The organism is Paenochrobactrum gallinarii, assembly GCF_014205685.1.
GTDB classification, from domain to species: Bacteria; Pseudomonadota; Alphaproteobacteria; order Rhizobiales; family Rhizobiaceae; genus Paenochrobactrum; species Paenochrobactrum gallinarii.
The window spans coordinates 223,345-236,582 of the sequence record NZ_JACIIU010000003.1 but is presented as its reverse complement, the minus strand read 5'-3'; the positions used below and the strand labels follow the sequence as shown (position 1 = coordinate 236,582).

The 13,238-nt window shown below is 49.8% G+C and carries 10 protein-coding genes, 1 tRNA gene and 2 pseudogenes; 7 read left to right on the top strand and 6 right to left on the bottom strand.

Annotated features, from left to right (window positions below; translation table 11 throughout):
* Positions 1 to 5 precede the first annotated feature (5 nt).
* Positions 6 to 884 (top strand): xanthine dehydrogenase accessory protein XdhC, encoded by an 879-nt coding sequence (gene xdhC, locus FHS77_RS05475; RefSeq protein WP_184221105.1) that lies wholly within the window; start codon positions 6 to 8, stop codon positions 882 to 884.
* Here xdhC and FHS77_RS05470 read toward each other — a convergent pair.
* Positions 874 to 1,791 (bottom strand): LysR family transcriptional regulator, encoded by a 918-nt coding sequence (locus tag FHS77_RS05470; RefSeq protein ID WP_184221103.1) that lies wholly within the window; start codon positions 1,789 to 1,791, stop codon positions 874 to 876. The genes xdhC and FHS77_RS05470 overlap by 11 nt on opposite strands.
* Positions 1,792 to 1,925: 134 nt before the next feature.
* Here FHS77_RS05470 and FHS77_RS05465 point away from each other — a divergent pair.
* The 4 genes and pseudogenes from FHS77_RS05465 to FHS77_RS05455 form a co-directional block, all read left to right on the top strand.
* Positions 1,926 to 2,835 (top strand): annotated as a pseudogene (locus tag FHS77_RS05465) (urate hydroxylase PuuD); the annotation flags it as partial.
* Positions 2,836 to 2,903: 68 nt separating this feature from the next.
* Positions 2,904 to 3,167, top strand: a pseudogene (locus tag FHS77_RS16475) (urate hydroxylase PuuD); the annotation flags it as partial.
* The gene (guaD, locus tag FHS77_RS05460) at positions 3,164 to 4,492 is read left to right on the top strand and encodes a guanine deaminase (RefSeq protein WP_184221099.1); all 1,329 of its coding nucleotides are present in this window, start codon (positions 3,164 to 3,166) and stop codon (positions 4,490 to 4,492) included. The pseudogene FHS77_RS16475 and the gene guaD, both read left to right, overlap by 4 nt.
* Before the next feature lie 37 nt (positions 4,493 to 4,529).
* The gene (locus FHS77_RS05455; RefSeq protein ID WP_184221097.1) at positions 4,530 to 5,804 is read left to right on the top strand and encodes a DUF4147 domain-containing protein; all 1,275 of its coding nucleotides are present in this window, start codon (positions 4,530 to 4,532) and stop codon (positions 5,802 to 5,804) included.
* A gap of 51 nt (positions 5,805 to 5,855) precedes the next feature.
* Here FHS77_RS05455 and FHS77_RS05450 read toward each other — a convergent pair whose 3' ends face one another.
* From FHS77_RS05450 to FHS77_RS05435, 4 genes are all read right to left on the bottom strand, one after another.
* Positions 5,856 to 6,767 (bottom strand): c-type cytochrome, encoded by a 912-nt coding sequence (locus FHS77_RS05450; RefSeq protein ID WP_184221095.1) that lies wholly within the window; start codon positions 6,765 to 6,767, stop codon positions 5,856 to 5,858.
* Positions 6,764 to 8,107, bottom strand: a complete 1,344-nt coding sequence (locus FHS77_RS05445; RefSeq protein WP_184221093.1) for a c-type cytochrome — start codon at positions 8,105 to 8,107, stop codon at positions 6,764 to 6,766. Before FHS77_RS05445 ends, FHS77_RS05450 begins: the two co-directional genes overlap by 4 nt.
* A gap of 240 nt (positions 8,108 to 8,347) precedes the next feature.
* Positions 8,348 to 8,950 (bottom strand): bifunctional nicotinamidase/pyrazinamidase, encoded by a 603-nt coding sequence (pncA, locus tag FHS77_RS05440; protein WP_184221091.1) that lies wholly within the window; start codon positions 8,948 to 8,950, stop codon positions 8,348 to 8,350.
* Positions 8,951 to 9,050: 100 nt separating this feature from the next.
* A complete protein-coding gene (locus tag FHS77_RS05435; protein WP_184221089.1) occupies positions 9,051 to 10,025 on the bottom strand; it encodes an alpha/beta fold hydrolase in 975 nt (324 codons plus the stop codon).
* 398 nt (positions 10,026 to 10,423) lie between these two features.
* Between FHS77_RS05435 and ettA the strand changes: the two genes are divergently transcribed.
* Together ettA and tam are read left to right on the top strand one after the other, a co-directional pair.
* Positions 10,424 to 12,073 carry an energy-dependent translational throttle protein EttA gene (gene ettA / locus FHS77_RS05430; protein WP_184221087.1) on the top strand — a complete coding sequence of 550 codons (1,650 nt, stop codon included), beginning with the start codon at positions 10,424 to 10,426 and terminating at the stop codon, positions 12,071 to 12,073.
* A 74-nt stretch (positions 12,074 to 12,147) separates the two neighbouring features.
* Positions 12,148 to 12,915 (top strand): trans-aconitate 2-methyltransferase, encoded by a 768-nt coding sequence (gene tam, locus FHS77_RS05425; RefSeq protein ID WP_184221084.1) that lies wholly within the window; start codon positions 12,148 to 12,150, stop codon positions 12,913 to 12,915.
* Positions 12,916 to 13,053: 138 nt separating this feature from the next.
* On the opposite strand, the gene FHS77_RS05420 is transcribed toward tam, so the two are convergent.
* Positions 13,054 to 13,128: transfer RNA gene (locus tag FHS77_RS05420), tRNA-Gly, on the bottom strand.
* Positions 13,129 to 13,238: the final 110 nt, after the last annotated feature.

Below are 13,238 nucleotides of genomic sequence, written 5' to 3'. Positions count from 1 at the left end.
ATCAGATGTCGGCATTTAAAGACGATATCAGAGCTTTTTTGGGAACCCGCTCACAGGTTATGCTGGTGGAAGTGAGCAATGTGGCAGGGTCTGCGCCGCGTGATGCAGGCACATGGATGCTGGTGGCAAGGGATGCAATTTTCGGCACCATTGGCGGGGGGCAGCTTGAATATATGGCGATTGATCAGGCACGCAAGTTATTATGCGGTGCTTTGAGTGTGCCCGATAAGCCAGATATGGATGTGCCCCATATGGATGTACCTTTGGGGCCTGAAATCGGCCAATGCTGCGGCGGGCGTGTCGGGCTGAAATTGCGGAAACTGGATCAGAAACTGGCGAGCACGTTGATTGCCAGTGTGGATGCCGAAATTGCCATGCGGCCACAGGTCTATGTGTTTGGTGCAGGGCATGTGGGCGATGCGCTGAGCTTGGCGCTTGCACTTTTGCCATTGCGCGTTGTGCTGGTGGATACGCGCGAGCAGGAGCTTATTAATAGTCAGGCCACCGGCATTGAAACCTGCCTGACTGCACTGCCCGAACAAGTGGTGCGCACGGCACCGGCGGGCAGTTCTTTTATCATCCTGACGCATGATCATGCACTGGATTTTCTGATTGTCTCGGAAGCCCTGGCACGAAAAGATGCAGCCTATGTCGGCATGATCGGCTCTAAGTCAAAACGTGCCACATTCCGTAGCTGGTATTTGAAAGAGGCTGAAGAGCAAAGTCTGGCGCGAGATAATTTTTCCCGTCTTGTTTGTCCGGTGGGCGGAGTGGCCGTGAAAGACAAACGGCCCTCGGTAATTGCGGCTTTGGTTGCGGCTGAAGTGCTGACCGCGGCGCTCAATTATCAATCTGAAACCGAAGAGATACCCGTCAGCTTTTAAGAATTTCATTAATCCGGCGATGGCAGCGGTCAGCCATATAATCAATGATAAGGCGGATTTTCGGATCAAGAAAACGCTTATGCGGATAGATCGCTGCAAGTTGAATGGATGCCGGTGGTGCATCGGTTAAAACCGGCACCAGCTTACCTTCATTGATATATTGTTTGACCTCAAACAACGGCTTGTTGATGAGGCCGTGGCCGCTTAATGCCCATTGGGTCAAAACATCACTGTCATCGGAATCATAAGGCCCTGCAATTTCAAATTTGCGCAAACCTTCAGGTGTTTGCAGCGTCCAGTAATATTCTTTGGAGCCGGGAAAACGCAGCAGCAAACAATCATGTTTGTCATTGATGAGATCGTCGGGTGTTTGCGGCGTACCGCGTCGTTCCAGATATTCAGGTGCCGCACAAATGACGCGCTCGCAATTCATGATGCCGCGCATCCGCAAGTTGGAGTTTTCCAGAATGCCCAGCTTGAAAGCGACATCCACACCTTCGCTCATAATATCCACTTCATGATCGGAAAGGCGCAAGCGCACTTCAATATCAGGATATTTGGCATGAAAATCGGGGATGCTCGGGCCAATCAACGTTCGGCCAAGGCTTAAGGGCGCTGTGATGCGCAAGGCACCTTTCGGGTTTTGCAAAATATCGGTAATCGCGGCTTCGGCTTCTTCCACCGCTTCAATAATTTTCACTGCACCTTCATAGAAAACACGTCCGTGTTCGGTTGGCGTGAGTTTGCGGGTGGTGCGGTTAAAAAGCCGGACACCTAAATGTTTTTCCAGCTCTTTGATGCGGTTGCTGGCCACAGCCGGCGAGGCACGCTGATCACGCCCTGCGGCAGACAGGTTGCCCAGTTCCACTACACGAATGAAGACGCGCAGATTTTTTATGTACGACATATGATCTGAAACAGCTCCCGATTATTTATATTTTTTTGAAAGTGCTCGTTGAGTTGCACTCATTTCCCCCAACCCTTCCTTGGCACATAATGCACTGTCTAACAATGGGAACAAAGACATAATGGGAGGGGCGCATGTATGATTTTGCGGTTGCATGGGACTGGCTGAGTTTTGCCGCCCGCTGGCTGCATGTGATGACAGCGATTGCGTGGATCGGCTCGTCATTTTATTTTGTGGCGCTTGATTTAGGCCTGCGCCAGCGCCCCGATCTGCCGCAAGGTGTGCATGGTGAAGAGTGGCAGGTGCATGGCGGCGGCTTTTATCATATTCAAAAATATCTGGTCGCACCGCCGCATTTGCCGGAGCATCTGATCTGGTTCAAATGGGAATCTTACGCCACATGGCTTTCCGGTTTTGTGCTCTTGTGCCTTGTTTATTATGCCGGTGCCGATCTTTATCTGATTGATCCGGCGGTGCTGGATGTTTCTGCACCGGTTGCTATTTTTATCTCCATTGCCTCGCTGGTGCTGGGCTGGTTCATTTATGATCTGATTTGCAAATTCGGTTTAGGCAAAAATGATACGGTGATTATGGTGCTGCTTTATGGCGTGCTCGTTGCTGTATCATGGGGCTACACGCAGCTTTTCACCGGACGCGCGGCTTTTCTGCATTTGGGGGCATTTACCGCGACCATCATGGCTGCCAATGTGTTTATGCTGATTATTCCTAATCAGAAAATCGTAGTAGCCGACCTGATTGCCGGAAAAACTCCTGATCCGAAATATGGCAAACTCGCCAAGCAACGCTCGACCCATAATAACTATCTGACGCTGCCGGTCGTGTTTCTGATGCTTTCCAATCATTATCCGCTGGCTTTTGCCACCGAATATAACTGGATTATCGCCTCATTGGTTTTCTTGATGGGTGTCACCATCCGCCATTGGTTCAATACCCGCCATGCGGGCAAAGGTAAGCCAACCTGGACTTGGATTGTAACCCTTCTTCTATTCATTGCGATTATCTGGCTTTCGAGCATACAAAAACCATTGCCGGATGAAAGTCAGGCTTTGCCAATGACACCGGCGCAGCAGAATTTTGTGGTGGCTGAGAATTTCCCGCAAGTTCGTGATACGATTTTGGGGCGTTGCTCGATGTGTCATGCCAAAGAACCGGCATGGGATGGTATCATAACTGCGCCCAAAGGGGTGATTTTGGAGACAGACCGCGAAATTGCATCCCATGCACGCGAGATTTATTTGCAGGCGGGGCGTTCTCATGCCATGCCTCCTGCTAATATAACGGCTGTTTCGGATGAAGAACGTCGCATGCTGGCTGCTTGGTATGAGACGAGTGTTAAGGGAGGAAAAACGCAATGAGTGCTCAAACCACTCCCCGTCTTATCAGGGGGCGTATCCTCACATTTTTAGAAAATCCGTCTCAGGAAAGTGCTGCTTCGGCATATCACTTTTATGAAGACGGGGCTTTGCTGATCGCTAATGGCAAGATCGCCGATGTTGGTGATTTTTCCGATGTGCAGGCGCGCGCCAGTGTTAATCTGGGGGCTGAAGTTGCTGTCGTTGATCATCGTCCGCATCTGATTATGCCGGGTTTTATTGATACGCATTTACATTTTCCGCAAACGCAGGCGATTGCCTCTTATGGCGCGCAATTGCTGGAATGGCTCAACACATATGTGTTTGTCGAAGAACAAAAATTTGAAAGTGCCGCCCATGCCGATTTTATTGCTGGCCGCTTTCTCGATGAACTGATCCGCAATGGCACCACGACGGCTGTCGCCTATTGCTCTGTGCATAAACAAAGTGCGCAATCCATGTTTGCTGCCGCACGTCAGCGCAATATGCTGATGGTGGGCGGTAAGGTGATGATGGATCGCAATGCGCCGGAGGCTTTACGCGATACGCCGCAATCCGGCTATGATGACAGCAAAGCGCTGATTGAAGCATGGCATAAGCCCGATCAGCGCAATTATTATGCGATCAGCCCGCGCTTTGCCATTACTTCGACACCGGAACAATTGGAGATGAGCAAGGCGCTGGTGCAGGAATTTCCTGATTGCTATGTGCAGACGCATTTGTCTGAAAACCGCGATGAAATTGCCTTTGCCACCTCGCTTTATCCGGCGGCAAAATACTATATCGATATTTATGCCCATTATGAGTTGCTGACGCCGAAAACCATTCTCGGTCATTGTATTCATATGTGCGACCGTGAAGTGTCGCTGATGGCGGAGAGGGGGGCGGTTGCCGCTTTTTGCCCGACATCAAACCTCTTTTTAGGCAGCGGACTTTTCGATCATGATCGCTTTGCAAAACTTGGTGCGCGTATTTCCGTGGCAACGGATGTGGGCGGCGGTAGCAGTTTTTCGATGCTGGAAACCATGAGCGAGGCTTATAAAATTATGGCGCTGCAAGGCCAGAAATTATCGCCTTTGCAGTCTTATTATATGCTGACGCTTGGCAATGCCCGCGCACTGGGTTTGCAAGATAAAATCGGCTCGCTGCATGTGGGTGCGGATGCCGATATTGTCGTGCTTGATGCACGCGCCAAACCAGCGATGGATTTACGCATGGATGTGGCTGCGACGCTGGAAGATGAATTATTCATTTTGCAGACAATGGGGGATGACCGCTGTGTCTCTGAAGTTTATATTGCCGGAAAAGCGATGAAATCAGCTTTATAAATAAGCTGAGCATCAAAATTTAAGGGGATATCAAACCGTGTCGCAGCATGAAGCAGAGCCGCGTGCTCTTTTAACATCCCTGTTTGAAGCAGCCGTTGAAGCGGCAGATCCGCTTAAGAGAATTAAAGCTTTTTTGCCTGAAAAACCTAAAGGCAAAGTGGTTGTCATTGGTGCGGGCAAAGGGTCTGCGCAAATGGCACGCGCTTTTGAGCAATGCTGGGATGGCGATTTCAGCGGTGTTGTGGTGACGCGCTATGGTTTTGGTGTGCCTTGCGAAAAGATTGAGATCATCGAGGCTTCGCATCCGGTGCCTGATGAAGCGGGGAGACTAGCGGCCAAACGCTTGTTCGCAGCCGTTGAAAATTTAAGCGCCGATGATCTGGTGATTGCTTTAGTCTCTGGTGGTGGCTCGGCTTTGCTGCCAGCCCCTGCCGATGGCCTGACCTTGGCTGATGAAGTGGCGGTCAATGAGGCTTTGCTTGCCTCTGGTCTGCCGATCAGCGCGATGAATGTCATCCGCAAACATATTTCCAAAATTAAAGGCGGGCGCTTGGCGGCTGCTTGTTTTCCGGCAAAAGTGGTGAGCCTGATTGTTTCGGATATTCCGGGCGATAATCCGGCTTATGTTGCTTCCGGCCCCACTGTGCCTGACAGCTCAACGCGCTATGATGCTTTGAAAATCATTGAGCAATATGGCTTAAAATTGCCGGATAATGTGATCCAGCATTTGCAAAAAGATGCAGCCAATGCACCGCTTGCCGATGATGATTGTTTTAAAAATCACGAAACTCATGTAATTGCATCTGCTGCTATTTCGCTGGAAGCGGCAGTGACACGCGCCGCGCAATATAATATTCCGGCGGTGATTTTATCCGATGCAATAGAGGGCGAAGCGCGCGAAGTGGCGCATGTTCATAGCGCAATCGCCAAAGAAATTTCGATGCGTGACCGTCCGTTTCCAAAACCGGTAATTTTATTGTCGGGTGGGGAAACTACTGTCACCGTGCGCCATAAAGGCAAGGGTGGCCGCAATACCGAATTCTTGTTGTCGCTCGCACTCGATATTGCCGGCAATAACCGGATTTATGCGCTTGCCGCCGACACGGATGGCATTGACGGTTCAGAGGATAATGCCGGTGGCTTTGCCGATGGAACGAGCATGGAGCGATTGCGGGAAAAAGGGCTGAACGGCGCTGATTTTTTAAAGAAAAATGATGCGTGGAGTGCGTTTTCAGCACTTAATGATCTTTATGTGACCGGCCCCACCGGCACCAATGTCAATGATTTTCGCGCTATTTTAATCACGGATTGAGCTTAATAAAAAGGCCGGTATCAAATCTGATACCGGCCTTTTTTGTAATCTTTAGTAGCGGGCGTCTTTCGGCTTTTTAACCGTTGGCCAGTCATTGACCTTACCGGCAAAATCCGGGCGCGGCATGTGGGTGAAATATTCCGACACGTCAATCGCTTCCTGATCGGTCAGTACATCGCCTTGCCCCATCGGCAGATTATAGTTCTGTGCCGGTGGCATCGCATATTTGACGAATTGCGCAGCCTTATAAGTACGTGCCATACCCGCACCGATATTGAAGCTTTCATCACCCCAAAGCGGCGGGAAGATATAGTCGCCGGCCTGATCTTTCATGCCTTCACCATTGCCGCCGTGGCAGGCAGCACATTGTGCGGCATAAATTTTCTGCCCATTCACCGGATCAGGCACAAGGCTGTCGTCAATGGGGCCTGCCCCTTTGACATTGACGCTGGTGCCTTTTTCAACGCCTTTGCCGATCCAGTCCATATAAGCGATCATGGCTTTCATATCAGCGCCTTCACGCGGCAGCGGCTTGCCGTTCATCGAACGCTGGAAGCAGCCGTTGATGCGCATTTCCAAGTCCACCTCCTTGCCCGAACGCGGCATGACGGCAGGGTAGAAATTGGAGGTATTGATATAAGGCGCAGCCTTATCAACCTTGCCTTGTGCCAGATGGCAGGAGTTACAATTGAGGCCATTGCCGACATTATCAGGCAGCAAACGGGCAGTTTCATTGAGCAGGCGTTTGCCTTGCAAAATATCTGCCGCATTCGGCTCCTTCAAAATATCGTGGTCGATAGGGATCTGATATGTGCCTACCTGTTCTTTTTCTTTGTTCAGAACAGCGATGGCATCCAGTGGCTGCGCATCCATGCTGGAGCGCAGGCTGATGAAACCCCATGCCGAGCCGGTAATGGCAACAGCAAATGCAGCACCGAGGAAAATAACCGATTTGGTTCTCATTGCTTATTCTCCGGAACATAATGCACAGGCTTGTGCGCGATTTCGCGTCTCATGCGGGCAATATCGGCTTCGGTGATTTCAGAACCGTGGTTGCCCCAGCCATTGCGGATAAAGTTGAGGATTTCCGCAACCTGCCAGTTTGGCAGATGAGCAAAGCCCGGCATGGTAAAGGCCATCAGGTCGTGGTCAGTATCAGGTGTCCGGCCCCCTGCCAGTGTCACCTGAATAAGCGAGCTTGGATCATCGGCAAAGACAATCGAATTACCAGCCAGTGCCGGATAAATCCGTGGCGCACCCTTACCGTCCATACGGTGGCAGACAGTGCAATGCTCGACATAAGACAGGGCGCCCTTAGCGGAGAAGTCACCGGCTTTAAGCGCTGCCGTGGTGATATCTTCCTTCGGCTGCCATTTCTGTTCGCGGCCTTTGCTTGGCGGCAGCGACTTCAGATAACGGGCAATGGCGCGCAGATCGCTTTCTTCCAGATATTGGGTGGAATGCTGCACCACATCGGCCATCGAGCCGAAAGCTGCGGTGCGGTCATTACGCCCGCTTTGCAGGAACATAACGATCTCGTCTTCTGTCCATGTGGAAAGACCAGTGTCCTGATCTCGCAGGTTTTTCGCATACCAGCCTTCCAGCACCGAGCCGGAAAGGAACTTGCCGTCCTTGTCATTTTTGACAGCTTTTTCTTCATAAGCCAGACCGCGAGGTGTGTGGCAGGCACCGCAATGGCCAAGCCCTTCCACCAGATAGGCACCGCGTTCCAGCACCGGATCACTATTGGCGGCGACTTCAAAATCGCGTGCATTGGAGAAAAGCAATTGCCACCAAGCCAGCGGCCAACGCATATTGGCAGGCCATGGCAAAGTGCTCGGCTGGTTGTCTTGGGAGACAGCTTCGACCTTCGACATAAAGTAAGCATAAAGCGCTTTAATGTCGTCGTCTTTGACCACAGTGTAAGACACAAACGGCATCGCCGGATAAAGATGAACATTATCCTTACGCACGCCCTGGCGCACGGCACGTTCAAAATCGGCGTAAGAATATGTGCCGATGCCGGTTTCTTTATCCGGTGTAATATTGGTGGAATAGATGGTGCCAAGCGGTGTTTGCATGCCAAGACCACCGGCAAATTCCTTGCCGCCTGGTGCTGTGTGACATGCGCCGCAGTCACCTGCACGGGCGATATATTCGCCCTTGGTGATCAAGGCAGCATCGGTAATATCAACTTTTGCTTCTTGCTTGGGAGTGAGCCAGTAAGGCGTTGATAAGGCAAAGAGCCACGCAGCCGCCAGTGCGATTGCACCGGCGATGGCTAATTTAACTAGGGTTTTCATGCGCCCTCCGAAAAGGCATACTTGAGAGGTTACTCATGCTTTTCAGATTCGGCGCATAGTCACATTGATTGTGGTCAATTGAAAAATAATTATCGTGTTTTTTGTTTTTAGTGGGAAAAATAGCTGATTTTTTACTAAAAATTAGGCGAATAAACCCTTTGACGGAAAAGTTAAAAACAAAAAAAGCGGCTCCTTAAACATAGAGCCGCCTGTGATTTAAAATGGCTGAACCAGTCGTTTTTAAGCAATCAGCTCAACACCGGCTTGGCGCATTTTATCAAGCATCAGCTCGAGTGAGCCGTTGACGTCAATGCCGCGGCACAAATCCAGCCGCACGCGGGTGTTAAAGCCCAGTTCAACTGCATCAAGGGCAGAAAACGCGACACAAAAATCAGTTGCAAGACCTGCCAGTGTGATGGCACCTATATTGCGCTCACGCAAATATCCGGCAAGGCCTGTTGGTGTTTTATGGTCATTTTCAAAGAAAGTGGAATAACTGTCGATGCTGTGGCGGAAGCCTTTTCTGATGATTAGTTCTGTGCGGTCACGGTTTAATTGCGGGTGAAAATCCGCGCCTTTGGTGCCTTGGACACAATGATCCGGCCAGAGTGTCTGTTCACCATAAGGCATCATGATGCTCTGGTAAGGCTCTTTGCCTTGATGGGATGAGGCAAAACTCGAATGGCCTTTGGGGTGCCAGTCCTGCGTTAAAATCACATGTTCGCTTTGATTGATAGTCGCGTTGAGAAGCGGCAGAATTTCATCGCCGCCTTTAACACCGAGCGCACCGCCCGGGCAGAAATCATTTTGCATATCAACGACAATCAATGCATGTGCGATCATGTTTCATCCTTTTTACTATATTGTTTTGCCAGTTTTATGCCATGAAATCTGATCCTTGGCAGAAAACCCGCTCTGAGAGTCTTAAATATATAATGCGGCATTAATGGTGGCGCAAAGGGCCGGTCTGAAAAGAGGTTAGCGTAATCCTATCAGACCATTGAATAAAATCTTGTGTCGCTATCTCGCGCTCTTGATCAAGCAAAGTTTCATGGCGGCTATGGGTATAGATTTTATGGCTAATATCCGAAAAGCTTAATTGTTGCAGTCGTGTGGCAAAAGCGGTGACTGCCTGACCAAAATTGGTGGCAGGATCGAGCGCTCCGGCATGAAAACGAATTGGGAGGTTTTTAGGCAGGCGCTCCCAGTTTTTCTGTCTGTCGCCCTGTTCCATCCATTGGAAAATATCAAGCCACATCGAAACGCTTGGATCAAAGCCGCAAAGCGGGTCTTTGAGATAGGCATCGACGACGGTTTGATCGCTTGAGAGCCAGTCAAACATAGTGGGCGATGTACAGGGCGATGGCTGGACCTGTTTAGCCCAACTACGAAATGTCACTTTCGGCAAAAACTGGCTCGGCACATCTGAGCCTTTTAACATACGCTCCACTTTTAGCATGAAGCGCGCAAATATGCGTTCGGATTTATTGCCGAAATTGGAATTCCAGATGCTCAGGCCATTGATATTTTCGGGCTTTTGCAGTGCATAGTTAAAGGCAATCAACCCGCCCATTGAATGGCCGAACAGGATAACCGGCAGACCGGGATGGCGTTCTTTAATCAATTGATTGATGCAATCAACATCGTTTAAAACTTTGGCTGCGCCATCACGCATAGCAAACATGCTTTTGGGGTGTTCCGCCCCGATATTGTGCCCGTGGCCGCGATGGTCTTGCGCATAGACATGATAACCGGCATTGCTCAAAATTTTGGCAAATTCAGTGTAGCGCTCCGAGTGCTCTGCCAATCCGTGATTGATATGTATAACACCACGCGCGATACTTTGCGCTTGTTGGTGGCGCAGCACCAACCGGCTACCCTCAGGCCTTAATAAAACATGGATCTCTTCAAATGACATCGGGTAATTTTTCCGCGAAAAAAATCTTGCAAAACTTTTAAAGCTGCGTCACTCTAACACATAAATGTGAAACGCAAGCTCCGGACAGCCCGGCTTATAAAGTAAACCGGTGCAGGCATTGAGGCGCAGCAATAGCAGCTTCCGTTTAAGAATATATAAGTTTTATAAACTTGCAGAGGGGAAACCGGATGACGGAAATATCCGCATCCGGTTTTATATTTTTTAAATTCTGGTTTTACGTGTCTGTCCATTGCTCCAGACGACCAGATAGCTTACATAAGCACCCAAGATTTCCTGAAATTATTCGTCAATAATGCAGGAAACAGATCATTGTTTCATAGCACTTTTTAATCTTACTTTGTGGGATGCGGTGCTCTTAACCGGAGATGACGCGCTTTATGGCACGCCAATTCATTTATCATATGTCAGGCCTCAACAAGGCCTATGGCAATAAGAAGATTATTGAAAATCTTCATTTGTCTTTTTATCCCGATGCGAAAATCGGTATTCTGGGGCCAAACGGCGCTGGTAAATCGACAGTTCTTAAAATCATGGCTGGCCTTGATAAGGACTATACCGGTGAAGCATGGCTGGCTGAAGGTGCCACTTGTGGTTACCTCGCACAGGAACCTGAACTTAACCCGGACAAAACCGTGTTCGAAAATGTGATGGAAGGCGTTGCTGACAAGCAGGCCATTCTGGATCGTTATAACGAACTGATGATGAATTATTCTGATGAAACCGCTGATGAAGGCGCGAAGCTTCAGGACATCATCGACAGCCAGAACCTGTGGGATCTGGAAAGTCAGGTTGAAATGGCGATGGAAGCTCTGCGCTGCCCGCCAGCCGATGCCGATGTGACCAAGCTTTCAGGTGGTGAGCGTCGCCGTGTTGCGCTTTGTAAGCTTTTGCTTTCCAAGCCTGACCTGCTGCTGCTTGACGAACCGACCAACCACCTTGACGCTGAAACAACCTCTTGGCTGGAAAAGCATCTGCGCGAATATCAGGGCGCTGTCCTGTTGATTACGCACGATCGCTACTTCCTCGACAATGTGACCGGCTGGATTCTTGAGCTCGACCGTGGTCGCGGTATTCCTTATGAAGGCAACTATACGGCCTATCTGGAAGCCAAAGCCAAGCGTATGCTTCAGGAAGGCCGTGAAGACGACGCCCGCCAGAAAGCACTTGCCCGCGAACGTGAGTGGATTTCCGCCAGTCCTAAAGCCCGTCAGTCGAAGTCGAAAGCCCGTATTAAGGCTTATGATCTTTTGGTTGAAGCGGCTGAAAATCAGCGTCCGGGTGATGCGCAGATCCTTATTCCGGCTGGTGAGCGTCTGGGGCAGGTGGTTATTGAAGCAGAAAATCTCACCAAGTCCTTTGGTGATCGTGTTCTGATCGAAAACCTGACCTTCAAACTGCCTCCGGGTGGCATTGTTGGTGTGATTGGTCCGAACGGTGCCGGTAAATCGACATTGTTTAAAATGATCACTGGTCAGGAAAAGCCTGATTCCGGTTCGATCCGTATCGGTGATACCGTGCAGCTTGGTTATGTGGATCAGAGCCGCGATCATCTGAATGCGGACAAAAACGTCTGGGAAGAAATTTCCGGCGGCAGTGACATTATCAAGCTCGGTAAGCATGAAATGAACTCACGCGCTTATTGCGGTGCGTTCAACTTCAAGGGCAGCGATCAGCAGGCTAAAGTTGGCAACCTTTCCGGTGGTCAGCGTAACCGTGTGCATCTGGCCAAGATGTTGCAGGCAGGCGGCAACGTGCTGCTGCTCGACGAACCGACCAACGATCTGGATACAGAAACCTTGGCGGCTCTGGAAGATGCGCTGGAAAAATACGCCGGCTGTGCTGTTATCATCTCCCACGATCGTATGTTCCTCGACCGTTTGGCAACGCACATTCTGGCCTTTGAAGGCGACAGCCATGTAGAATGGTTTGAAGGTAACTTTGAAGACTACGAAGCGGATAAAGTCCGTCGTCTGGGGCCTGATAGCGTCAACCCTAAGCGGGTGACCTACAAGCCGCTGACACGTTAATACTTAAAAAGGCCGGTGTTGATCACCGGCCTTTTTCTTTGTGACACACTATGATGATGCAAAAGGTGAGTGTGATGAAAGACTGGTCAGCCGGACAATATCTGAAGTTTGAAAATGAGCGCAGTCGGCCGGCACTTGACCTTATTAATCAAATTAAGACGAATGATCTGAACCATATTGTCGATATTGGTTGCGGGCCTGGCAACTCAACGGAAGCGCTGTTCAAACGCTGGCCAGAGGCTTCAATTATGGGCTTTGATACTTCGCCGGATATGATTGAAAAAGCACGCCGGCGTCTGCCGGAATTACAGTTTGAATTGGGTGATGTTGCAACCTATCAGCCGCCGAAGGAAACTGATTTATTGTTTTCCAATGCGGTGTTTCAATGGTTGCCGGATCATATTGCGCAAATGCAGCGGTTGTTTCGCTCATTAAAAAGCGGCGCATTGCTGGCAATACAAATGCCGGATAATTTGCGTGAGCCAACCCATCAGTCAATGATCAAGGTTGCACAAGATCCGCGCTGGCAAGCGCGCATTGGCCATAAAGCGCGTTCAGTATTGCCGCCGGTCGCGTCATATTATGAAGCGCTTTGTGGTGATGCGGTGCATGTGGATATTTGGCACACCATCTATAATCATCCGCTCGATGGCATTGAGGCTGTGGTGGAATGGGTAAAAGGCACGGGCTTGCGTCCTTTTATTGATCCGCTCAGTGATGAAGAGCGTGAAGATTATCTGGCGCAATATGCAGAAGAACTTAAGCGTCATTATAGCGTGGCATCTGACGGCAAGGTGCTGCTGGCATTTCCGCGCATTTTTATTCTGGCGCAGAAAAAATAATAAAAATCAATTTAGGCTGGTGCAGTCATTGATCGTCTCAGCCGATAGCTTGTGAGGTTGCGATAGGGCAACAATCATCATGCAGGGCTTTGCTGCATTTGACTGACAAATTTTTAAAGGAAAAGGACGTTTAAGAACTGGAGCGGGCGAAGGGATTCGAACCCTCGACCCCAACCTTGGCAAGGTTGTGCTCTACCCCTGAGCTACACCCGCTCGCGCCAGTTCTTAACATCGAACAACCGCTATATGCCGCAAAGCTTTGCCAATTGCAAGAGGGTAAAATAGAAAAAATGCGATTTTTTTCATTTTTTTGACATTGAATT